Genomic DNA, 23,033 nt, shown 5'->3' on the forward strand with positions numbered 1-23,033 from the left:
TGAGGCTATAATAAAGTATTGTTTGGAGGATTTGGGAAAATGACATACAGACTTATTGCATTATTTTGGCTTGCAGTTTTTTACGGTATCTATTTTGCAAAAGTGCTGATTCAGAGAAGAAAAGGCATTGTTACCAATCAGATTGCCAAGAGCAAGACTCACGACAAAACTTACTATGTAGAGTCAGTGATGAAAATCGCCACATGGCTTGTTTTGATAGTAGAGCTTGTTTCCATCGCATTTAACTGGGTTCACCTGTCACTTATATGGCGTATTTTCGGTATTTACCTTTGCCTTGTAGGAAACGTGATTTTCTTTATATCTGTCCGGACCATGAAGGATAGCTGGAGAGCCGGAGTTGCCAAAGATATAAAAAGAAATCTGGTGACGGAAGGAATATATCAGTACTCAAGGAACCCTGCTTTCCTGGGCTTTGACCTCGTATATGCAGGAATCCTTTTAATGTTCTTTAATCCTTTCCTACTTCTTGCAACTCTTTTCGCTGTGGTAATGCTTCATTTGCAGATTTTACAGGAGGAAGAATACCTTACAGAGCGCTTTGGAGACGAGTACAAAGAGTATAAGGCCAAGGCCCATCGCTACGCAGGTTTTGGGAAACTTACTTTTGATAAAGTTCTTTTGTACATTTATTTCGTCCTCGGAATATGGTCAGTACTGTACTTCTTTACCTGCCTTGCCTATGGCGGAGGGCCTAAGCTTTCCTGGGTATGGCTATGGGTTCTGATTGCCGTATTTTCTTTTGCCAGAGTATGGATGCTTAAGGCCAGAATAGATGGCCGGGAAAAGATAAAACTACCGACAGTACTAAAGTGGATATACAGAATAGTTTTCACCATTTGCCTGGTGATCTTCGTGTTTGTGGAGGGCCGCATTATTGGGGCTATGACAGCCACACCAAAAGAAAACCTTGACTACATCATCGTTCTGGGAGCTGGACTTAACGGAACCGAGCCATCCAACCCTTTCAAGGTAAGGATTGAAAAGGCAGCTCAGTATCTGAAAGCAAATGAGAATACAATAGTTATCGCCTCCGGAGGCCAGGGAAGACATGAGAGCATAAGCGAAGCCGAAGCTGTTCGAAGGAAACTTACACAGCAGTACGGCATCGATGAAAGCCGCATTATTCTGGAGGAAAAGTCCCGTGATACCGAGCAAAACCTCAAGTACAGTCTGGGAATCATTGGTGATACGCGTGCGTCAGTTGGCATTGTGACAAATGGTTTCCATGAGCTTCGTGCTATGTCAATTGCACAGAAGGTGGGATATAAGAATGTTCACTCCGTTCCCGGAAAGACGCTTATGCCGGTGGGAATTCATTACACGGTGAGAGAATTTTTTGGAATGGTGGAGTATTTCATTAAGTATGTGATATAAAGATACAAAGCTTTAATAAGACTGGTTGGTTTTATTGACTAATCAGTCTTTATTTGTGGATAAAAGGGTATAGCAATTTTTGCAATGTATGCAACAAGAAACTCAATTCCTTCATTACTCCGTAAGTATTAGAGTATGGTTGTAAACCAAATAAGTGGTGGACAGCAGCATTTCTTTTGCCACTAACAACAATATTTGATAGGGAGATTAAGCTTTATGGAAATGACACTTCGCTGGTACGGCAAAGAGTACGACACAGTTAAGCTGTGGCAGATTAGACAGATTCCTGGAGTTAAGGGAGTTATCACAACACTTTACAACAAGCAGGCAGGAGAACTTTGGACACAGAATGAGATCAAGGCTCTGAAGGCAGATGTTGCTGCAGAGGATATGCACATTGCAGGTATCGAGTCAGTTAACGTATCTGATGCGATCAAGGCGGCAACCAAGGACAGAGACGAGCACATCCAGAACTACATTGATACACTTGAGAACCTCGGTAAAGAGGACATCCACATGGTGTGCTACAACTTCATGCCTGTATTTGACTGGACCAGAACAGAGCTTGCCAGAAAAAGGGCTGATGGCTCAACAGTTCTTGCCTATACACAGGAAGCAGTTGATGCAATTGATCCTGCCAAGATGTTTGAGACACTTTCAGGAGACACAAACGGCACAGTAATGCCAGGTTGGGAGCCTGAGAGAATGGCTCACGTTAAAGAGCTCTTTGAACTCTATCAGGGCATCGATGAAGATAAGCTCTTTGAGAACATTGTTTATTTCCTTAAGGCAATCATGCCTGTTTGTAATAAATATGACATCAAGATGGCTATTCATCCTGATGATCCAGCTTGGTCAGTATTTGGACTTCCTAGAATCATCAACAATGAAAAGAATATCCTTAAGCTCATGAAGGCTGTTGATGACGTGCACAACGGTGTTACCTTCTGCTCAGGCTCTTACGGAACAAGTCTTGAGAACGACCTTCCACACATGATCAGAGCTCTTGAAGGAAGAATCCACTTTGCACATGTAAGAAACCTTAGATTCATTTCTCCTACTAACTTCGAGGAGTCTGCACACCTTTCATCAGACGGAACCTTCGATATGTACGAGATCGTTAAGGCTCTCTATGAGACAGGCTTTGATGGCCCAATCCGCCCTGACCACGGCCGTATGATCTGGGGTGAAGTTGCTATGCCGGGCTATGGTCTCTACGACAGAGCCCTTGGTGCTACATATATCAATGGACTTTGGGAAGCAATCGAAAAGAGCCATCAGAGGGGAGTTTGAAAATGAAACTTAATTTTGAGAGTATTAAAAATGACAATACCTGGAAAGAGAAGGGCTATTTTGTTCCCTCTTTTGACAGAGAAAAAATGGTAGCAGAAACTGTAGCAAACCCTGAGTGGGTACACTTTGGTGCCGGAAATATTTTCAGAGCCTTTCAGGCTAACCTCTCTCAGAGAATGCTCGAAGAGGGATATGCTACGAAGGGACTTACAGTAGTTGAAGGTTATGACTATGAGATCATTGAGAAGATGTACAGACCTCATGACAACCTTTCAATCCTTGTAACACTCAAGGCAGACGGAAATGTTGAGAAGACAATAGTTGAGAGTATTGCTGAGTCCTGCATCCTTGATTCAAACAACGACAAGGAGTTTTCAAGACTTAAAGAGATATTCTCAGCGGATTCTCTTAAACTTGCTACATTCACAATTACAGAAAAAGGTTACAGCCTTGTAAATGCTGCAGGTGAAACAATTCCTGCAGTGGCAGCAGATTTTGCAAACGGACCTGAGAAGCCACAGAGCTATATTGGTAAAGTTGCAGCTCTTCTCTATGCAAGATACGTTGCAGGTGAGAAGAAGATTGCCATGGTCAGCACAGATAACTGCTCACACAACGGTGACAAGCTCTATGCTGCAATGCACGCTTTTGCCACTGAGTGGACCAAAGCAGGCAAGGCAGAAGCAGGTTTCCTTGCTTATGTTGAGGATGAAAACAAGGTATCTTTCCCATGGTCAATGATCGATAAGATCACACCAAGGCCTGATGATTCAGTCAATGAGATTCTCAAAAACGACGGTGTAGAAGAGCTTGACCCGGTTGTAACCACTATGAAGACATGGGTTGCTCCTTTCGTAAACGCAGAGGAGAGTGAGTATCTTGTTATTGAAGATAAGTTCCCTAACGGAAGACCTGCTCTTGAGAAGGTTGGAGTTATCTTCACAGAAAAAGAGACAGTTGATAAGGTAGAGAGAATGAAGGTTTGCACCTGCCTCAATCCTCTTCATACTGCTCTTGCAGTATATGGCTGCATTCTCGGATATCAGAAGATTTCAGATGAGATGAAGGATGAAAGCCTTGTTAAACTGGTAAAAGAGATTGGTTATACAGAGGGACTTCCTGTAGTAACTGATCCCGGTGTTATCAAGCCTCAGGAATTCATCGACACAGTAGTTAATGTAAGAATACCTAACGTATTCATGCCTGATACACCACAGAGAATTGCCTGCGATACATCACAGAAATTGCCAATCAGATTTGGTGAGACAATCAAGGCTTACGCAGCATCAGATAAGCTTGATGTTCAGAATCTCAAGTTCATTCCTATGGTACATGCCGGATGGCTCAGATACCTCATGGGAGTAGATGATAAGGGAGAGACATTCGAGCCAAGTCCTGATCCACTTCTTGCAAAGGCTCAGAGCTTTGTACAGGATATTAAGCTTGGCGAGACAGACAGAGATAAGGTTAAAGAAGCTGTTCTTCCTCTTCTCAAAGACGATGCTATCTTTGGAATTGACCTTGAAAAGGTTGGATTGTCAGACAGAGTAATAGATTATTACATGGAATTACTGGCAGGACCAGGGGCAATCAGAAAAACTCTTGATAAATATTGTGCATAGATAAGGAATACGCTCTGCATCTTTTGATGCAGGGCTTTTTCCGTCTTTAAATGATTTAGGTGTCAAAAGTCAAAAATGTGTGCTTTATAGAGCATTTTGGTTTTGTAATGAGGCATTTTATATATCATAATAAAAAATGAAAAAAGTATTTGATTGGGGAGAAAGTAAAAAATGTTAAAAGAATATGAGCTTACAAAAGTTCGTGTGGAGGATGAGTATTGTGCAAACGCACTTAATAAGGATGTGGCTTATCTTAAGAGCCTTGATCCGGAGAGACTTCTTGCTGGCTTTTATGAGAATGCGGGGCTAACACCCAAGAAAATTCGCTATTCCGGCTGGGAGAACATGCTGATCGGAGGTCATACACTGGGCCATTACCTTACAGCTGCAGTGCAGGGCTATGCTAATCCGGGGACAAGCGAAGATGACAAGAAGGCTCTTTTTGATATTATTAAGACCTTGGTTGATGGCCTTTTGGAGTGTCAGGAGCATTCCCAGGGTAAAAAGGGATTTGTCTTTGGCGCAATAATAATGGATAGCAATAATGTAGAGCTTCAGTTTGACCATGTGGAGCATGGCAGAACAAACATTATCACAGAGTCATGGGTTCCGTGGTATACCATGCACAAGATTCTGGACGGACTTGTAAGCACCTTTGTATTTACAGGCTATGAGCCTGCTCTTAAGGTTGCAGAAGGCATTGGGGACTGGACCTATAACAGAGCATCTGGCTGGTCAGAGGAGACACACAAGACTGTTCTTAGCATAGAATACGGTGGAATGAATGATGCCCTCTACAAGTTGTATAAGCTTAGCGGTAAAAAGGAGCATCTTGAAGCAGCTCATGCTTTTGACGAAGAAGAACTCTTCAAGAAAGTGGCAACAGGTGATGCCAATGTGCTTAATAACCGTCATGCCAATACTACTATTCCAAAGTTTTTGGGAGCACTTCAAAGATATATGACACTTGGAGATGTCGCCGGGGAGTATCTTACCTATGTGCAGAAATTCTGGGATATGGTTGTTGAGCGCCATACCTATGCAACAGGCGGAAACAGTGAGTGGGAGCATTTTGGAGAAGACTTTGTCCTTGATGCAGAGCGTACTAACTGTAACAATGAGACCTGCAATACCTACAACATGCTCAAGATGAGCAGAGATTTGTTCAGAATTACAGGTGATAAAAAGTATGCAGATTACTATGAGAACACCTTTATAAATGCAATACTGTCATCACAGAATCCCGAAAGTGGCATGACAATGTACTTCCAGCCTATGGCTACTGGTTATTACAAGGTTTATGGAACTCCTTTTGACAAGTTCTGGTGCTGCACAGGAACAGGCATGGAGAACTTTACCAAGCTAAACGACAGCATTTACTTCCTTGATGATGAATCAGTGATTGTGAACATGTACATTTCATCAGTAGTCTGTGATTCAAAGAAAAAGCTCACATTAACTCAGAAGAGCCTAATTCCAAAGGGAAATACTGCGCTCTTTACAATAAATCTTGAGGAGCCCGTTAAGACAAAACTTAGATTCAGAGTCCCTGACTGGGCTGTAAATGCAACCTGCAAAGCACTTTCTTCTGACAAGACTTATCAGGCAGAAGCCGATGGTTATTTCACAGTGGAAGAGACCTTTAATGACGGAGATCAGATTGAGATTTCTTTTGAGATGCACACTGTTGTTAAAAGACTTCCGGACTGCGAAAATGTTTTTGCATTCAAATATGGACCTGTTCTTCTCTCAGCTGACCTTGGATGCGAGAATATGATAGATGGCACAACCGGTGTTGACGTTACTATTCCTACTAACAAGATTGCAGGAAAAGAGTACCTTACAGTTCAGGATGGTAGTGTTTCTGATTATATTGCAGATATTGATAAGCACCTGATCAGAAAAGGCGATGAGCTTTGTTTCACTCTTACAGGAACAGACAGAGAACTCACCTTTGGCCCTCACTATCTCAAGACCAGACAGCGCTATGGTATTTACTGGTATCTTTTTGACAAGGATCAGGGTGTAACTGATGAAGTAGAGAAGCGTGATCAGGAAAATGCCAGAAGAGAGAGGATACTTGATACAGTTCAGCCGGGCTATGGCCAGTATGAAAATGATGAACTTCATGCCATGGAGGATAAGGGTTCAGTTGGCAGCACCAATAATGGAACCAGCAGAGCAGCTACTTCCGGAGGAAGATTTACCTATCATATGAAGGCTGTAGAAGGTCAGGATCTTGAACTTGAGGTACACTACCTCAGAGAAGATAACGGCAAGCCAATCCAGATCCACATCGGAGAGGATGAAATATTAAACGGAAGACTTCACTATACGGGAAGAGATGAAGAGTATTCTGTAGTGTATAATATACCTAAGGATGTTGTAACACGTAATATAGAAAGCAGAGAGGTCAGGGGAGAAAAAGTAACTACAATTCCTGTAACCTTTAGTGGATCCTATGTGATAGAATCTGCGAGAGTGTTTGGATTTGTTTATATTCTTACGAAATAGGCAAGCACTTATGGAAGTCATACGAGCATATGGAGCGTTTATGAAGCAGTACAGAGTGGCAATTGTTGAGGATGACAAGGATTATTCCGAGTTTCTTTCACAGTGTCTTGGTAAATATGGCCTGGAAAAAGAGATTTCTTTTTCCATAAAGACATATGGTAAAGCAGAGAGCTTTCTTGATGATTACAAGAAGGCCTGTGACGTTGTGTTCATGGATGTAGAGCTTGGAGACGGCTTTCTGAATGGTATGGAAGCTGCCAGAAAGCTCCGCGCTGTGGACCCTACTGTTTTACTTATCTTTGTTACCAACATGCCACAATATGCTCCTGAAGGCTATAGTGTAGATGCCCTTGATTACTGCCTTAAGCCCATTAATTACAATGATCTTAGCGTTAAACTTGATAAAGCTGTCAGAGTATTGTCTCAGAGGGGTGGTATTCCTGTCAGGATCAAGGATAGGAATGGAACAAGGATAGTTTCATCGAGTGACATTATGTACATAGAAGTTATGGGACATGATCTGATGTTCCACACTATAAGTGAAGTCATAACTTCTTATGGAGGACTTGGAGAAAGAGAAAACGAGCTATCAGGTAATAATTTTGCCAGGTGCAGCGCCTCTGCACTTGTAAATCTCTCATATATAAAGGGTCTTTATGGCGATGAAATAGATGTTGGAGGCGATAGGATCAAGATAGGAAGATCCAAAAAGAAAGCATTTATGGAACAGCTTAATACCTACCTCGGATGAGCCTGTGATGCGGAGGTCAGATCATGTTTGATGCAGAAGCAATAAGCCAATATGAATCAATAGGATATATGATAGAAGTTCTGATTGCGGAACTTCTATTTTTGCATGCTTATGAAAAGAGAAAACTCTTTTGGGTAAGAATTCCTATTGCTACAGTGATTTCAGGAATCATAGTTTCAAGGATCAGTTATCCTGTGGCAACAATAGCAATATACAGATTTATGTTTTTCTTTTTCATAATAGCACTGACAATAGCAGTCATGCTGATCTGCTATAAAGGAAACGCCTTTTCAATCGCATCTTCCTCTATTGCAGGGGTTGCTACGCAACACATAGCATACAAACTGATGACAATCTTTAACCTAATCCCGCCTGTGAATGCCCTGATCCAAATAAGCATTATCTATAGAATACTGACGGAAGTCATGATCATGGCAATTGTATATGTCATTGTATATATGCTTGTTGCAAGGACTCAGGTTCCGGATAAGGGAAGTATCAGGTTAAATATCCTGTCGGTCATCGTGATACTCATATGCATTGGAGTAAACAGGCTGGTTGCCGATACCTGGGACATCAGTCCCAAGCTTGTTATAGCCAGTAGCATATATGCGATCATCTGCTGTAGTTTTGCCCTTTCTATACAGTTTTATCTGCATAAGTGGCAGCAGGAAAAAGCGGAATCACTGGTGATAAAAGGTTTGTTATCAGCTTCCGAAAAACAGTATGAACAGTGGAAAGAGCTTGTTGAGTTCAATAATATCCAGATGCATGATCTTAAGCACATGCTAAATCGCATCGAGAAGCTTGCAGATAAAGAAAAACTCGATATTCCTGATCTGACGCCTATAAGAGAATCTATAGAAGGCTTTGCTCCAATAGTTAAGACGGGAAATGATGTGATAGATGTGCTCCTTCGCAATATGGGAGCTCTTTGTAGGCAGCAGGGAGTCAGATTTAACTGCGTGAGCTTCACGGACAAGCTTGATAAATTCGACAGTATGTCACTTTATTTTTTGTTCGGTAATGCCATAGATAATGCAAGGGCAGGAGCTTCAAGTGTTTCTGATGAGGATAAAAGACTTGTTGATGTCAGTCTCAAACAGTTTGGTGATTCTGTCATCATTCATATCTGGAACTATTTTGAAGGGGATATCACCTTTGAGGATGAACTTCCTGTCAGGAAAGACATGGAAAATGGCCATGGATTCGGACTTAAGAGTATCAAAGTAATGGTTGATAAATTTGGAGGTGCCTTCAAAACTCAGGTGGAAGGAGATGTATTCCATCTGAATATTATATTGCCTCTGGCATAGTACTGTACTTTAGTTTATATCAGAATTTTGAGAAAAGATGCATGTTTTGTGCATCTTTTTTCTTTTATCCAAATATTAAATTGCACACATGTAAATTATGTTGTGAAAAGTGTCGATTATTCCACCTTGGTTGAATGAACTGTTGTGAAATTGTTACGATGTAATAACTGATGGGAAACTGCAGAAAATGATAAGGAGATATTTCATGCGAAGATTTTTTTCCCTTAATAAGGATTGGCATTTTCAGATAACGGGCAAATATGACGAGAGAGTTGACGTTCCCCATACCTGGAATGCGATAGATGGTCAGGATGGCGGAAATGATTATTTAAGAGCCCTGGCCACATATGAAAAGACTTTTGACGCTCCTGACTTTGATAAAGACAAAGAGCGCGTTTATATACAGTTTGACGGAGTTAATTCCGAAAGCACAGTTTACCTCAATGGAGAAAAGATGATCCGTCATGAGGGAGGATATTCAACCTTTAGAACGGATATCACAAATTATCTTAAGGATGTGGGAAATATTCTTAAGGTGAATGTGGATAACAGGCCTAATACAAGGGTTTATCCACAAAAGGCAGATTTCACATTTTATGGCGGCATTTACAGAGACGTTAATCTGATTGTCGTAAATAAGAACCACTTTGACCTGGATTATTATGGCGGAAACGGAGTTCAGGTCAAGGCAAAGCCTGTGGAAGGCTATCAAAAAGCTGAAGGTAACGTAAAGCTTTTTGTTAATACCATAGACTGCTGTGTCAGACTTGAAATATCTGATGCAGAAGGAAATGTTATTTATCATTCAGAAATTGATCAAAAGACAAATAAACTTGAGACTACTGATAACAGCAATAGTGATGTCTTTTGTCTGGAACATAGCTTTTTGATCGATGATGTTCATCTTTGGGAAGGTGTTAAGAACCCATATTTGTATTCTCTTAAGGCAACTCTTGTCATTAATGGCGAAGCTGCAGATGAGATAGTTACAAGGTTTGGAGTAAGAGATTTCCATTATCATCCCAAGACGGGTTTTTACCTTAACGGAAAGAGCTATGCTCTTCATGGCGTTTCAAGACACCAGGACAGGAAAGGTCTTGGAAATGCCATCACAAAAGATATGCACAAAGAAGATATGGACCTTATATGCGAGATGGGGGCTAACACGATCAGACTTGCTCACTACCAGCACAGCCAGTTTTTCTACGATCTGTGCGATGAGAGAGGAATGATAGTCTGGGCTGAGATTCCATATATCTCTGAGCATATGCCTGATGGACGTGACAACACTATCAGTCAGATGAAGGAACTGATCATTCAGAACTACAACCATCCATCTATTGTCTGCTGGGGAATTTCCAATGAGATCACAATCTCTACCAGAGATAAAAAAGACATGATGGAGAACCACAGGATACTTAATGATCTGTGCCATGAAATGGATGATACAAGATTTACAACTCTTGCCTGTTACGCAGTGTGCGGACCTTTTAACAAGGTAGCTCACATTACAGATACTGTCAGCTGGAATCTGTATCTTGGCTGGTATGTTCCGGGACTCTTTTTAAATGATATCTGGATGAGATTTTTCCATTTGGTATATCCCAACAGATGTCTGGGTTATTCAGAATATGGATGTGAGGGTATGCCTAACCTTCATTCTGAGAAACCTAAAAGAGGCGATCATACAGAGGAATATCAGGCAATTTATCACGAATATATGCTCAGATGCTTTGACAGAAACCCGTTTATGTGGGCAACTCATGTGTGGAATATGTTTGATTTTGCGGCAGATGCGCGAAATCAAGGAGGTGAGCCCGGAATGAATCATAAGGGGCTTGTGACCTTTGACAGAAAGACTAAAAAGGACAGCTTCTACCTCTATAAAGCCTGGTGGAGCGATGACCCTTTTGTACATATTGCTTCTAAGAGATTTGCACAGAGAACTAAAGAGAACATCAAGGTTAAGGTCTATTCCAACCAGAATGAGATAACTCTTTTTGTAGATGGACAGAAACTTGAAACCAAGCATGGACAGCATGTATTTGAGTTTAGTGTTTCTCTTGGCGAAAACGGTAAGGAGCACGAGATAGTCGCTGTAAGCGGAGCGTTCAAGGATTCTGCGAAGTTTACAAGGGTGGCTACTCCAAATCCTGAGTATAGTCTTAAAGACCTTGGAGATAAAGGTGCTAACTGGACCTGATACGGGATTTATAAGGGAAAAATAGGAGTGTGGATATGGAAAATACTGTAGTACAGGAAAGGGGTAATAAGGCCAAGCTCTATCAGCTGGTTCTTTTTCCTCTGAATAATGGAGCTACCAACGTTTATTACGTGTTGGTACTTTCCTACATAGCAACATTTGGCTCTAACGTTCTGAGCCTCGGAATCTTGTTTGCATCAGTAATGGTTACGGGTATGAGGGTATTTGATGCCTTTACAGACCCGATCATTGGAGCACTGATGGACAGGACAAATGGTAAATTTGGTAAGTTCCGACCATTCATGGTCATAGGAAATATCATTATGGCGCTCAGCATCATTACTATGTACATGATAACGCCGGGTATTCCTGAGAGCATGATGGCCTTTAGATATGCGGCATTTGTAGGACTATATGCAATCTGGGTAATAGGTTATACATTCCAGACTTCCTGCACAAGAGCTGGTCAGACAGTTTTGACTTCTGACCCTTCACAGAGGCCTCTGTTTACAATCTTTAACACAGTGGGATCTCTTGCGGGAATGGGAGTTATGCAGTTTCTTGCACCGATCATAAGAGCCAACGTTGCGGATTATTCAAGCGCTGATTTCTACAAGGTTCTCACACCAATTGGAATTACAGTGTCGATTGTACTGACAATTTTGGCAATCATCGGTATCTGGGAAAAAGATCAGCCCAAGTATTTTGGAATCGGCGGAGACAAGCAGGAGAAAGTCAGAATCTCTGAGTATATAGAGATCATTAAAAAGAACGATCCTATGAAGAGACTTATGATAGCAGGAGCCGGATGTAAGCTTGCTCTTTCAATAGCAACCAACACTACAGTTTTATGTATGCTCTACGGCTGCATGATGGGCAACTACGATGGTCTCTATCTTCCAATGATGATCATCGGATATGTCTTCTCAGTGCCGTTCTTCCTTCTGACAGTCAGAACCAGTCAAAAGAAGGGCCAGAAAGCATCACTTCTTAGATATGTGTCTGTGGCGCTTGTGTGTTATGTGGGAGTTTTAGTTCTTCTTCTCATGTGGAAAGAAGGTGTTCCATCAAGGAATCTTTCATTCCTTTCAGATGGAAGCGTATCAATAAATCTTTATACTGTTTTGTTTATTTTACTGTTTGGTATTGGTTATGGTGCTTACTATTCAACAGCGGATATGCCAATTCCAATGGTTGCAGATTGCTCGGATTACGAGACTTACAGATCAGGCAAGTATATACCTGGAATAATGGGAACTCTTTTTTCACTGGTAGATAAGCTTGTTTCATCTCTTTCTGCAACAGTAGTAGGAATAGCTGTTAGCATTATCGGAATACAGAATCTTCCAACTGCCGAGACGCCTTATTCATCAGGCATGAACGCAGTTGTTATCATACTCTTTTGCATAGTCCCAATGGTGGCTTGGATTGCAACACTGATTGCCATGAAGGGATACATTCTTTCGGGGGAAAAGATGAGACGCATTCAGGAAGTAAACCTTAAGCGTAAAGAGGCTATTGCAAACGGAATGAGCATGGAAGAAGCAATGAGAACTATAAATGATTAAGGAGGAAAGAAATTGAAAAAGACAGGTATTTTCAGAGGATTGGCAGCACTTATGACATTCTTACTGTCAATCTCAGTAATCGTGGGAAACACACTGGAATCATTTTCATCAACTATTGATACTGCCCTTGGTACTCAGAGCGAGATGATGGTTACAGACGACAAAGATGCAGTGTACGACAAATTTACACCACCTGCAGAACTCTTAAATGAGGATGGAACAGGTAATTCACATGCACTTATTCAGGCTGCTATCGATCTTAACAGAGAGCAGGCAGCAGAGGGAACAGTACTTCTCAAGAATAACGGAGTACTTCCACTTGCATCAGGTGCAAACGTAACTTTATTCGGAATAAGATCACAGGTGCCTATCCTTGGTTCAAGCTTTGGTGTTAAGGCATTTGGTGGATTTATAAATCTTGATGAGGCACTTCAGAACAACGTAACTGATTTTGCACATCATATTACAACATCTCTTTCTCAGAACTGGGCAACAGGCCAGGTAGAAAGAGGCTACACTACAGGCGAATGGAGTGGAGATGAATTTGAGTTTGACGGAGCAGGCTACAAGGTTAATCCTACAATGACTTCGATCTATACCAAGCTCAATGAGACATACCTTCACACAGAGAATGCCGGTCCTGCTGAAGAATACGATCCGGGAGAACCATCAGTTAAAGAGATTGAAGGCGTAAATGCAAACTTCAAGGACAGCTTTGCTAAGTACGGTGATGCTTCTATCGTAGTTATCGGAAGACCAAGTGCAGAGAGTGAAGATTATCTTCCCGGCGGAATTGTTTCAGGTCTTGGAGCATCAGAGCCTCTTGCACTTACAACTAATGAGAAGGATGCTATCGCTCTTGCAAAAGAGTGTAGTGACAAGGTTATCATTCTTGTTAACAGCGCATCTGCGGTAGAAATCGGCGAGCTCAAGGATGATCCTGAAATCGATGCAATTCTCTGGATTGGTGCACCTGGAAGTTATGGCCTTCTTGGAGTAGCAGATATTCTTTGCGGAAAAGTTTCTCCTTCAGGCGGACTTGCAGATATCTTCCCTACATACAATATGTCAGCACCTGCAATGCAGAATATGGGTAATTTCTCATATGCAAATGCAGCAGATGTCATTACAAGAGAGAACTCCAGCAACTACATCATAGAGGCTGAGGGAATCTATGTTGGATATCGTTACTATGAGACAAGATACTATGACGCAGTTCTTGGACAGGGAAATGCAACAGGAACTGCAGGAACATATGCTTCTAAATCCGGTTGGGATTATGATGCAGAAGTAGCTTATGGCTTTGGCTATGGCTTATCTTATACTACTTTTGATATGGAATATGAGGGAGAACCTGTATTCAATGTATCCAAGAATAAGGATGTAACTACCGCTACAGCAACTTTTAATGTAAAAGTTACAAACACAGGAAATGTAGCAGGTAAAAAGAGCGTTCAGATTTACGGACAGGCTCCTTATGAGCAGGGCGGAATAGAGAAGAGTGCCATTGTCCTTCTCAACTACGGCAAAACAGGTCTTCTTCAGCCGGGAGAGTCAGAGGTTGTATCTGTAGATGTTGATCTTCAGTACATTGCAACTTATGACAGCTCTTTTGACAATGGAGATGGAACTTTCGGAACATATATCGTAGATCCTGGAACATATTACTTTGCATTTGGTAATGGTGCTCATGATGCACTTAACAATATCATGGCTATGCAGGGTGTAGCAGCAGAGAGCCTTGTTGGTGAGGCTAATGCAGACTATGCTTATAGCACTGAAATAACAGAGGATACACTTTCAAAGACAGCATTTGCTTATAGCAAGACTGGTACAAAGATTTCTAACCAGCTTGACTATGCAGACTGGAACTACTTCCAGGATGGCGAGGTTACTTACCTTAGCCGAGCAGATTGGAACGGAACATATCCTAAGACTTATTCAGATATGACTCTTACAAGCCAGGAGATGATTGATTATCTCAATGGTAAGTACTATACAGTTGCTACTGAGGACAATACATCTGATATTGTATGGGGCAAAGATGGTGATCTTATGTTCTATGAGATGGCTGGCCTTGACTTTGAGGATGAGAAGTGGGAAGAGCTTCTCTCAGAGATGACTCTCGAGGAAGCACAGTACCTTGCAACATTTGGTGGCCCAAGCATTCCTGGTGCCGATTCAATCGGAACAGTTGAGACTTATATGACAGAAAATGCAGGTAATGGTATTGCTGTAAACCTCAATGCTTCCAAGGATACAGAGGCTCCATGGAATATCAGCTCAGAAGATCCTAACGGTAACTGGCATCCTGAGGTATTTGGAAGCAGCCCACTTACAGCAGCTTCATTTAATCCTGACCTTGCCAAGAAGCTTGGTGAGTTTATTGGAATCGAGTCACTCTTTACAGGTATTCCGATTCTTTGGGGACCTGGACTTAACACACATCGTCATGCGTACAACGGACGTAATGGTGAGTATTATTCAGAGGATCCTATCCTTTCAGGTTACACTGCTATGGAGTTTGCTATAGGAGCTCTTGAATATGGTCTTATTGCAGCACCAAAGCATTATGCATTTAACGATCAGGAAACAAACAGGGCAGGTGTTGCTCCGTTTATGACAGAGCAGCGTGCAAGAGAAGTAGAACTTAGAGCTTATCAGATTGCTTTCGAAGCAACTAAGTATGATACAGAAGATGAAGATGCAGGAATGAGAGGTCTCATGATCTCATTCTCCAAGATCGGACCTGTTGAGTGTACTGTAAGTACCGGTCTTATGACTGAAATCCTCAAGAAGGAATGGGGCTTTAAGGGATATGCTGTAACAGATATCTATGATGATTTTGATCTCTACGGTGCTGTTCTTACATCAGGAGCAACCTGTTATGATACAAGAGGAATGTCAGGATTCTACACAGACACAACTTTGGACAGCCCTAGATTTGCCAACCAGGCAGATGGTTCTGCAATAAGTGCAACAGTCTTTGCAGGAGATGCTAATGCCCAGCAGGCAGTAAGAGAATCTGCTCACAATGTTCTCTACGCGATTGCCTCAAGTAATCTTATGAACAGATACAATGCAACTACGCACGTGGTTAAGCTTAACACATGGTGGAGAACAGCTTATTATGCAGCAATTGGATGTACTGCAGCGCTTACAGTATTGTTTGCAGTTCTGTACATTCTTTCTAAGAGAAACAAAAAGGAGGCATAAGTGATGGCAGAAAAAAATAAAAAACTATCTGTGGGTGCATATTTAAATTGCTTGGCAGCAGTGTTGGGAGTAGTTGGAATAGTGGCAGCTCTTATCTGTAGCAATATGACAATAACCTATAGACTTGGAAATATGGGAACAATTGCAGTACTTGGTGTCTTTGGAATATGCCTTGCTATTCTGGGAATTGTTTTCCCAAGCCGCTTTGGCAATCATGATTATCTTGGAACCCTTTCTGTTTTGGGTGGCATCGCAGTATTCACTGCAGCCTTTGGTCAGATTCTTGGAGAGAGGATATTGCTTATAGCAGGTCTGTTTTCCTATGACTCTGTTAATACAGTCGGATGGCAGGTATTCTATGTGACAGCAGTAGCGATTGCAGCATTTATCATAGCGGCAATTGTGCTGATTATTGGAGCTTTCCTTAAAACTGTAAAGAATCAGTAAAAAAGAGATCCACCGGTATAGTGCGTACCGGTGGATTTTATGTTTTTCGATTCTTTATTATTTTTATACTTTTTTTAGATTCTGAGAATGTTTTTCATGATACCATATATAGTGTGATTAGAAATAATACTCCAAGTTTTTCATACTCCTAAAAAACGCTCTGCACCGAATGGTACAGAGCGTTTTTGATTATTATTTCTGTTTGAATTTGAATCATTCTGTTTCAAAATCTTCCGATTCCGCATTAGGATCATATTTAAGTATGTCTCCCGGTTCGCATTCCAGAGCATTGCAAATTCCAGCAAGTGTAGAAAATCTGATAGCATTAACTTTGTTATTTTTGATCTTGGACAGATTAACATTGGAGATGCCAACGTTGTCTGCAAGGTCATTAAGTGACATGTGGCGTTTGGCCATCATCACGTCAAGTTCAAGAAAAATTTTACCCATATATACGCCTCCTTACAGTAATCCGTTTACGTCTTTTTCAAGAGAAGCACCATATGCAAAGTACTGTGACAGACAGAGGATGATAAGGCCAAAGAGTACTTCACTAAGCTCTACACCTATTGTGACATCACGTGCTATAAAGCCGATAATGATGTTGGAGAAAAGCTTGATAATAGGAAGACTGATAGCTATGTAACCAATGTTCTTGATACGCTTAATGTTGATTTCAGCAAAAGGTGATTCCTGGTTGGTGGTCTTGAAGATCAGGTTAACATTTCTGAACATGATTGCTGTCAGGGAAATAAGTGCTAATGCTACAATTCCACCCACTATGATGAGTGGCATAAGGTTTGCTTCTGTGATTGATTCTGCGTTAATCACTGTTGTGCGAAGGCTAAGTTTGGCAGCGTCTGTAGAATACATTTCCAATAATGCGTCTTTCATGATAATTGCTGTAATCATGACTATTACTAACAGTGCATCACCAATCCACATAAATACTTCCATAAATTTTGCAAAGCCTGCTGTAAAGTCTCTAAGTTTTGATGATTTCATGTTCGTTTCCTCCTGTATCCTTGTGATTATTCTTTTAATTAATAGTTAGTCAGGTTCTTCCTGAATTGAAAGGATGACCATTTGTTTGATAAGTTCCGCGGATTCAATTAACATTAAAAATTTAATGTTTATCGTTAAATGAATAATAACTCCATGAATTACGTTTGTCAATAACAATTTAACGAAAAACATTAAAATTTTTTTCCGGCTTGACATGTTTCATTATGTATATGTATAGTAAAACCTAAGTTAACCGTTTTACCAAAGGGAGTAACAGACGTGAATATCAGAGAAATCGCAAAGAGGGCGGGAGTTAGTACAGCAACCGTATCAAATGTGCTTAATGGCAAGCTTTCCAAGGTTTCTGATGAGACCAAGGCTAAGATTGATAGCATTATAAAAGAAACCGGATACAAGCCAAATGTTATGGCAAGATCCCTTGTGAAAAAAGAAAGCAGACTAATAGGAGTTGTGGTCCCTTATCTTGGCAAGGATGAGACCTTCTTTACAAATCCGTACAATGCCCATATTATCGCAGCACTGGAGAGGTATATCAGGGGAAATGACTATTACCTGATGCTAAGGTGCGTTGGTGATCCAAGGGAAATTGTGCCGCTTCTATCATCCTGGAACGTGGATGGAGCTTTTTTCCTAGGAATATACAAGGATGAGGTTCCGGAAATAAAGAGCCAGATAGATATGCCGATAGTATTCCTTGATACCTACGCTCCGGGTGAAGAGATAGTAAACATCGGTATTGAAGACTATAGAGGAGGCTATCTTTCAGCAAGGTACCTCATCAGTAAAGGCCACAACAAGCTGGCACTGGTAACTCCGGACATAACATCAGAGGGAGTTATCAAGGAGCGCTACAAGGGATTTTCGGATGCCTGCAAGGAAGCCGGTGTTCCCTTTAAAAAGGGTAATATCTACTACACCGAGTCCACCTATTCAAGTGCTGTTCAGGTGGGACAGGATATTGCCTTTGGCGGCGGAGATTATACGGCTGTCGCCTGCATGTCTGATATTGTAGCCTTCGGCGTGATTGAAGGACTTAAGCAGTGCGGACTTCGTGTCCCCTATGACATGTCGGTAGTAGGCTTTGATAACCTTCCGGACTGTGAATTCATGTCGCCCAAGCTTACTTCTGTGGCCCAGGATTTTGAATGGAAGGCCAGAAAGGCCAGTGAATATCTGTTCAAGATGATTGAGGAAAAGAGTAATCTGGTAGTGGATGAGAGACAGCCAATCAGAGTAATGGAGAGACAATCGGTAAAGAATCTGCTTGAGTAAGAATACAGAAAAATAGAGCTCTAGAGAAGCATTGATGCCTCGCGGGATTATATCCTGTGGGGCATTTTTTATGTAATAGAAAACTGATCCTAACAATGAAACGTTGGTTATCAGTTTACCATGTCAACTATCAATTAATTACAAAGATTTTGTGCAATTTAACAAGTATAATCCTACTATTTATTGAAAAAATGGAAAATGATTTAAACTGGTTGACCGGTTAACCTGAAGTGATTATAGTCTTGGTAAACCGATTAACGTAATTTGTTCAAAGGAGGATTACAAAATGAAAATGAAACAAATTGGAGCCTTAGCTATGACAGCTATTCTGGGCGCATCTGTACTTACAGGCTGCGGCGGGGAAAACGCAGGATCTGCAAGTGCAGCAGGTAACAACGACAATACTACAACAACTACAGCTGTTGATACAGCTACCCCCACAGAGACTCAGAAGGTTGAGCTTAAGATCTGGGTTCCTGAAGAGGAAGTTGATATTACAGACGAGATGGTTAAGAAATTCGACGCTGCTCACGACGAGTTCGATATCACATATGAGATCGCAGTTGTAGGAATCGATGAGGCACCTCAGGCCCTGGAGACAGATGCTGACACAGCAGCAGATATTTTCTATACACCATCAGGCGGTGTTGGAGATCTTGCAGGAAAGGGACTTCTTCTTCCTATCACCAAGGACTTTGATACCCTTACAGCAGACCTTCCTGAGAGTGCTATAAATGCAGTGACAATTGACGGACTTACATACGCGGTTCCATTCTCACCTAACACATTTTTCATGTATTATAACACAGATCTTTTCACAGAGGACGAGGTAAAGAGTCTTGATACCATGCTTGCTAAGGACCTTGGAGATGAAATGTGGAACTTCAGCACACAGCTTACAAACTCCTGGTACTCAGAAGTGTTCTTCCTTGGTAATGGATGCACACTCTTCGGAGCAGATGGTAAAGATGAGAAGGATTGTACTTTCAATGACGCAAACGGATATGCAGCAGGTCAGTACATGATCGAGCTTGCAGCAAATCCTAAGTATCTTGAGGACGCAGATGGTGTCGGCGGTAATGCTTTCAAAGAGGGGAAACTGGGAGCAGTAACAAGCGGAGCATGGAGTGCACCTGAATTCAGAGAAGCACTCGGAGATAAGGTTGCAGCTGTAGCACTTCCTGTTGCTAATATCGGCGGAAAAGACGTACAGCTTTCAAACTTTGTTGATTTCAAGACAATCACAGTTAAGTCAAACACACAGTATCCTCTTTGCGCTCAGCAGCTTGCAGTTTATATGGCAAGTCCTGAGAGCTGCCTTACAAGATATAAAGAGCAGGGCGATGTTCCGGTTCTTAAGTCACTTTCAGAGAGTGCTGAGATTGCAAGTGACATCGTAGCCAGCGCACTTAATGATCAGGCTGCAAACGCAACAAACCAGCCAAGTATTCCTAAGATGGGCGACTACTGGGATCCTATGAAGGCTTTTGGAACAAGCGTATATAACGGAGAGGTTTCAGAGACAAATCTCCAGAGCCAGCTGGATGCACTTGTGGACAGCATCACAAGCACACTTACTGAGTAATATCAGAAAAATAGTTTTTTGCGGAAGGGGGCCGCGGTGGCGGTCCTTTTCCATTCATAAGAAGTTACAAGTATTTTGAAGTATGTACGAGGAAGAACAATGAAGGCAGTTAACACTAACAGGAATTTAATAACGACATTTACCAAGGGCGATATTTTTTCCAAACTTTCTTATGTGGTATTGGGACTTTCAAATATTAAAAATGGCCAGGTGCTTAAGGGACTTGTTTTCATGGCGCTTGAGGCGGTTTATATCGCTTTTATGGTCATGACAGGAAGACATAACCTTCACATGATGAGAACCCTTGGAGAGAATACCCAGGGGATGACTTATAACGAAGCTCTTGGAATCTATGAAGTATCAAAGGGCGATAACTCCATGCTTATCCTTCTTGCCGGAGTTGTGACCTTGGTAATCACAGGATTTTTCATAGCTTTATGGCTCTTTTCAATTTATTCAGGTGAAAAGGCAAGACAAATGAGAGCACTTGGTAAAAGACCTAACACATTCATAGAGGATGTGAAGAGCCTTGCAAATGAGAACGTGCACTTTCTCTTTTTATCAGTGCCTGTTCTGGGACTTTCAATATTCACAGTAATGCCACTTATTTACATGATCCTCATGGCATTTACCAACTATGATCAGGATCACCAGCCACCTGGAAATCTATTTACCTGGGTTGGCATCAAAAACTTTTTTACCCTGTTATCGACAGGCGACAGACTATCAGCCACCTTCTGGCCTGTGCTGGGATGGACACTTATCTGGGGCTTTGCGGCAACATTTTCCTGCTACTTTGGCGGGATGATACTGGCTATGATCATAAATTCCAAAGGAATTAAATATAAAAAATTCTGGAGAACGTTTTTTGTTATAACAATGGCTATTCCTGCTTTTATCTCACTTCGCGTTGTTGCAACAATGCTGGGAGAAAGAGGAATCATAAACGTACTCCTTCAGCAGTGGGGCTTTACAGCATCTGCACTGCCATTTCTCTCAAACGTGACCTGGGCGAGAGTATCGGTAATTGTTGTTAACTTCTGGATTGGTGTACCTGTAACCATGCTGATGGTATCGGGAATCCTCATGAATATTCCGGCTGAACTCTATGAGAGTGCCAAGATTGACGGAGCAGGCCCTGTGCTGGCCTTCCTCAAGATCACTTTCCCTTACATGTGGTTTGTGACAACACCTTACCTGATTTCTAACCTGATCGGTAACTTCAATAACTTTAATGTTATTTACTTTCTGACAGCAGGTCAGCCACTTACCCTTGATTACTTCAAGGGCGCCGGAAAGACAGATCTTCTGGTAACCTGGCTGTACAAGCTGACTAAGGACAGTAACGACTACAACCTTGCCGCAACTATCGGCATTATCATATTCGTTATTTCTGCAACCTTTACACTGATCTCATTCTCAAGATCTAATGCAATGAAAAATGAGGAGGGATTCCAATAATGGGAAACTTTCGTAAAACAGTAATAGGACTAAATTTAAAGAATCATTTACAGGCAGTGATTGCATCGCTACTGGCTTTTATAGCTCTTTTCCTGCCCTATGTACGGCTTGGGGGAGAAAAAGGCGTAGCTACAAACAAATCGGTAGTTGGCGTTATAGCTGAGCTGATCAAAGGCTATACCAACATTGCAAAGTCAAATGGAGACAGTTTCCCATGGGTATATGTCTTCGTATTCGGATCGGTAGTGCTTACAATAATTGCAGTAGTTTTTGCGCTGGTATCAGTCTTTAAGACCAATGAAAAGATAATGAGAGTTTGGCAGTGTTTCCAGACTTTAGCCCTTGTTTTCTCCGGCCTTCTTATGTTCTCAACAAGAGCAATAATGAGAACTTCAGGTATTGCAGGAAACTTCCTTAATAAGGATTTGTCTTTTGGCTATTGGATATTATTCATTGCATCATTCGTGGCACTGGTCCTGGTAATGTCTGTTACCAAGACAAATGTTGGATATATTGCACTTTCAGTCCTTGGAGTGATATGGCTTTTCCCGATTTTGTGGATTGTACTGACAGCCTTCAGAGCAGAACAAGGCTACTATGTTGGATATTTTATTCCTAAGGGATTTACCTTTGATAATTTCATAAATCTTTTTACCAATAACAGTGTGCTTCCCTTTGCAAGATGGTGGTGCAACACTCTTATAGTTGCTCTTTGCAGCTGCGTTATCAACACTCTGATCGTGCTGATGACTTCCTATGTCCTTAGCAGAACCAGATTTGCGGGACGTAAGGCCTTTATGAATATCCTTATGATCATTGGAATGTTCCCGGGCTTTATGTCACTTATCGCAGTTTATAACATCCTTAAGGGAATAGGACTCAACCAGTCATTGATGGCGCTTATTGTTGTAGGTGCTGCAGGCGCGGCAATGGGCTATCATGTCAGCAAAGGCTTTTTTGACACTATTCCAAAGGCAATTGACGAGGCTGCTATTATTGATGGAGCATCGAGATTTCAGATATTTTTAAATGTAACTTTGCCACTTTCAAAGTCAATAATCGTTTATACTGTACTTGGAAGCTTTCTTGGGGCGTGGTCAGACTATATCTTCCCGAGTATGCTCTTTGGAGATAAGCAGAGCTCTTATACTGTAGCAGTAGGTCTTTACTGGCTCACAGACTTTAAGAGAATTGATACCTATTACACTCAGTTCGCTGCGGGAGCAGTTATTGTTGCAGTACCTATTGTAGTGCTGTTCGTGTGGCTGCAGAGATTCTATGTTGAGGGACTTTCAGGTTCCGTGAAGGGATGATAAATATTACCAATTTAGATCTTGAAATTGTAAGTAAGAGGAAGTGAGGAC

General features: G+C 41.5%; 16 protein-coding genes. 14 read left to right on the forward strand and 2 right to left on the reverse strand.

Annotation, left to right across the window (positions count from 1 at the left end; all coding sequences use genetic code 11):
• Positions 1-39: 39 nt before the first annotated feature.
• The 10 genes from G613_RS19700 (at position 40) to G613_RS0112275 (ending at position 16,325) form a co-directional block, all read left to right on the forward strand.
• Positions 40-1,395 (forward strand): ElyC/SanA/YdcF family protein, encoded by a 1,356-nt coding sequence (locus G613_RS19700; RefSeq protein WP_029232903.1) that lies wholly within the window; start codon positions 40-42, stop codon positions 1,393-1,395.
• A 216-nt stretch (positions 1,396-1,611) separates the two neighbouring features.
• Positions 1,612-2,688, forward strand: coding sequence for a mannonate dehydratase (gene uxuA / locus G613_RS0112235; protein ID WP_029232904.1), 1,077 nt, complete (start codon positions 1,612-1,614; stop codon positions 2,686-2,688).
• A gap of 2 nt (positions 2,689-2,690) precedes the next feature.
• Positions 2,691-4,310, forward strand: coding sequence for a mannitol dehydrogenase family protein (locus G613_RS0112240; RefSeq protein ID WP_029232905.1), 1,620 nt, complete (start codon positions 2,691-2,693; stop codon positions 4,308-4,310).
• Between the two features lie 171 nt (positions 4,311-4,481).
• The gene (locus tag G613_RS0112245) at positions 4,482-6,824 is read left to right on the forward strand and encodes a beta-L-arabinofuranosidase domain-containing protein (protein ID WP_029232906.1); all 2,343 of its coding nucleotides are present in this window, start codon (positions 4,482-4,484) and stop codon (positions 6,822-6,824) included.
• A gap of 40 nt (positions 6,825-6,864) precedes the next feature.
• Positions 6,865-7,575 carry a LytR/AlgR family response regulator transcription factor gene (locus G613_RS0112250; RefSeq protein ID WP_013280088.1) on the forward strand — a complete coding sequence of 237 codons (711 nt, stop codon included), beginning with the start codon at positions 6,865-6,867 and terminating at the stop codon, positions 7,573-7,575.
• 23 nt (positions 7,576-7,598) lie between these two features.
• Positions 7,599-8,891, forward strand: coding sequence for an ATP-binding protein (locus G613_RS0112255; RefSeq protein ID WP_029232907.1), 1,293 nt, complete (start codon positions 7,599-7,601; stop codon positions 8,889-8,891).
• A gap of 205 nt (positions 8,892-9,096) precedes the next feature.
• Positions 9,097-11,094, forward strand: a complete 1,998-nt coding sequence (locus G613_RS0112260; RefSeq protein ID WP_029232908.1) for a glycoside hydrolase family 2 protein — start codon at positions 9,097-9,099, stop codon at positions 11,092-11,094.
• A 35-nt stretch (positions 11,095-11,129) separates the two neighbouring features.
• On the forward strand, positions 11,130-12,662 hold the full coding sequence (locus G613_RS0112265) for an MFS transporter (protein ID WP_029232909.1): 1,533 nt from the start codon (positions 11,130-11,132) through the stop codon (positions 12,660-12,662).
• A gap of 12 nt (positions 12,663-12,674) precedes the next feature.
• A complete protein-coding gene (locus G613_RS0112270; RefSeq protein WP_029232910.1) occupies positions 12,675-15,878 on the forward strand; it encodes a glycoside hydrolase family 3 C-terminal domain-containing protein in 3,204 nt (1,067 codons plus the stop codon).
• 3 nt (positions 15,879-15,881) lie between these two features.
• Complete coding sequence (locus G613_RS0112275) at positions 15,882-16,325, forward strand: hypothetical protein (RefSeq protein ID WP_029232911.1); 444 nt, start codon at positions 15,882-15,884, stop codon at positions 16,323-16,325.
• A gap of 213 nt (positions 16,326-16,538) precedes the next feature.
• Here G613_RS0112275 and G613_RS0112280 read toward each other — a convergent pair whose 3' ends face one another.
• The gene (locus G613_RS0112280) at positions 16,539-16,775 is read right to left on the reverse strand and encodes a helix-turn-helix domain-containing protein (protein WP_029232912.1); all 237 of its coding nucleotides are present in this window, start codon (positions 16,773-16,775) and stop codon (positions 16,539-16,541) included.
• Positions 16,776-16,787: 12 nt separating this feature from the next.
• Positions 16,788-17,330 (reverse strand): DUF2975 domain-containing protein, encoded by a 543-nt coding sequence (locus G613_RS0112285; RefSeq protein ID WP_029232913.1) that lies wholly within the window; start codon positions 17,328-17,330, stop codon positions 16,788-16,790.
• 279 nt (positions 17,331-17,609) lie between these two features.
• On the opposite strand from G613_RS0112285, the gene G613_RS0112295 reads away from it, so the two are divergent.
• From G613_RS0112295 to G613_RS19905, 4 genes are all read left to right on the forward strand, one after another.
• Complete coding sequence (locus tag G613_RS0112295; RefSeq protein ID WP_029232914.1) at positions 17,610-18,623, forward strand: LacI family DNA-binding transcriptional regulator; 1,014 nt, start codon at positions 17,610-17,612, stop codon at positions 18,621-18,623.
• A 286-nt stretch (positions 18,624-18,909) separates the two neighbouring features.
• Positions 18,910-20,208, forward strand: a complete 1,299-nt coding sequence (locus G613_RS0112300) for an extracellular solute-binding protein (protein ID WP_029232915.1) — start codon at positions 18,910-18,912, stop codon at positions 20,206-20,208.
• Positions 20,209-20,307: 99 nt separating this feature from the next.
• The gene (locus G613_RS0112305) at positions 20,308-21,669 is read left to right on the forward strand and encodes a carbohydrate ABC transporter permease (RefSeq protein WP_029232916.1); all 1,362 of its coding nucleotides are present in this window, start codon (positions 20,308-20,310) and stop codon (positions 21,667-21,669) included.
• The gene (locus G613_RS19905; protein WP_029232917.1) at positions 21,669-22,982 is read left to right on the forward strand and encodes a sugar ABC transporter permease; all 1,314 of its coding nucleotides are present in this window, start codon (positions 21,669-21,671) and stop codon (positions 22,980-22,982) included. Before G613_RS0112305 ends, G613_RS19905 begins: the two co-directional genes overlap by 1 nt.
• Positions 22,983-23,033 lie beyond the last annotated feature (51 nt).

Source organism: Butyrivibrio sp. VCB2006, from assembly GCF_000420945.1.
Taxonomy (GTDB): domain Bacteria; phylum Bacillota; class Clostridia; order Lachnospirales; family Lachnospiraceae; genus Butyrivibrio.

What these genes read in the sequence shown, in the direction of transcription:
- G613_RS0112265 (WP_029232909.1), top strand. Translation starts at nt 11,130, where the DNA reads ATGGAAAATACTGTAGTACAGGAAAGGGGTAATAAGGCCAAGCTCTAT.
- G613_RS0112280 (WP_029232912.1), bottom strand. Translation starts at nt 16,775, where the DNA reads ATGGGTAAAATTTTTCTTGAACTTGACGTGATGATGGCCAAACGCCAC.
- uxuA (WP_029232904.1), top strand. Translation starts at nt 1,612, where the DNA reads ATGGAAATGACACTTCGCTGGTACGGCAAAGAGTACGACACAGTTAAG.
- G613_RS0112260 (WP_029232908.1), top strand. Translation starts at nt 9,097, where the DNA reads ATGCGAAGATTTTTTTCCCTTAATAAGGATTGGCATTTTCAGATAACG.
- G613_RS0112275 (WP_029232911.1), top strand. Translation starts at nt 15,882, where the DNA reads ATGGCAGAAAAAAATAAAAAACTATCTGTGGGTGCATATTTAAATTGC.
- G613_RS0112285 (WP_029232913.1), bottom strand. Translation starts at nt 17,330, where the DNA reads ATGAAATCATCAAAACTTAGAGACTTTACAGCAGGCTTTGCAAAATTT.
- G613_RS0112255 (WP_029232907.1), top strand. Translation starts at nt 7,599, where the DNA reads ATGTTTGATGCAGAAGCAATAAGCCAATATGAATCAATAGGATATATG.
- G613_RS0112245 (WP_029232906.1), top strand. Translation starts at nt 4,482, where the DNA reads ATGTTAAAAGAATATGAGCTTACAAAAGTTCGTGTGGAGGATGAGTAT.
- G613_RS0112300 (WP_029232915.1), top strand. Translation starts at nt 18,910, where the DNA reads ATGAAAATGAAACAAATTGGAGCCTTAGCTATGACAGCTATTCTGGGC.
- G613_RS0112250 (WP_013280088.1), top strand. Translation starts at nt 6,865, where the DNA reads ATGAAGCAGTACAGAGTGGCAATTGTTGAGGATGACAAGGATTATTCC.
- G613_RS0112240 (WP_029232905.1), top strand. Translation starts at nt 2,691, where the DNA reads ATGAAACTTAATTTTGAGAGTATTAAAAATGACAATACCTGGAAAGAG.
- G613_RS0112305 (WP_029232916.1), top strand. Translation starts at nt 20,308, where the DNA reads ATGAAGGCAGTTAACACTAACAGGAATTTAATAACGACATTTACCAAG.
- G613_RS19905 (WP_029232917.1), top strand. Translation starts at nt 21,669, where the DNA reads ATGGGAAACTTTCGTAAAACAGTAATAGGACTAAATTTAAAGAATCAT.
- G613_RS19700 (WP_029232903.1), top strand. Translation starts at nt 40, where the DNA reads ATGACATACAGACTTATTGCATTATTTTGGCTTGCAGTTTTTTACGGT.